Genomic DNA, 619 nt, shown 5'->3' with positions numbered 1-619 from the left:
GGGGCTGCGGCCGTTCTTGGCGAGTGGTGGCCGGCCGATATGAGGTCGCTGTGCCGGTGAAGCCGCAGGGGTGGCTGGGGTGGTCGTTTGGTGGTCGTTTTCGGGGGTGGGGTGGTGTGTGACGGCCTTCGCGCATGACAATGGGTAGTCGGTCGATTACTCAAGGGGAGGGGCTGTGGGGAAGAAGGGCGAGGGTTTTGGGGGGCCTCGGGTGGAGTTGGCCAGGGCGCGTCGGCAGCGGGGGCTGAGTCAGAAGGCGGCGGCGGAGAGGGTGGGGGTGGCCTCGACGACCTGGTCACGCTGGGAGCAGGGGGTTCAGGGGGTGCGGGCCGGTTCGCGGTGGCGGCTGGCGGAGTTGTTCGAGGTGAGTCCGGTCGAGGTGGAGCGGTGGATAGACGGGTGGAGCTTCGGGGAGACCTCTTCGTGGCCCATCACGGAGTACGGCGACACCTCGACCGCGGCTACCGTGAGATCGGCCGCGTTGCTGTGGAGGTACGAGATGGATGAGACCCGGCGTCACCTGCTGGCCTCGTTGCCGTTCGTCCCGGCGGCGCTGGGGGAGTGGCTGACGGCGTGGAACTACGGGGTGCCACCTCAGACGGTCGCGCAGCGGGGGACC

1 protein-coding gene is annotated in these 619 nt (G+C 69.1%); it reads left to right on the top strand.

The genetic code is table 11. The annotated features are described in order from the left end of the window. Positions 1-175: 175 nt before the first annotated feature. On the top strand, positions 176-619 hold a 444-nt coding region (locus IG98_RS0143990), incomplete at its 3' end, for a helix-turn-helix domain-containing protein (RefSeq protein ID WP_030926589.1).

Source organism: Streptosporangium amethystogenes (assembly GCF_000721075.1).
GTDB classification, from domain to species: Bacteria; Actinomycetota; Actinomycetes; order Streptosporangiales; family Streptosporangiaceae; genus Streptosporangium; species Streptosporangium amethystogenes.
Note: the sequence above shows the minus strand (reverse complement) of the source record. Positions and strands in the feature narration are given on the sequence as shown.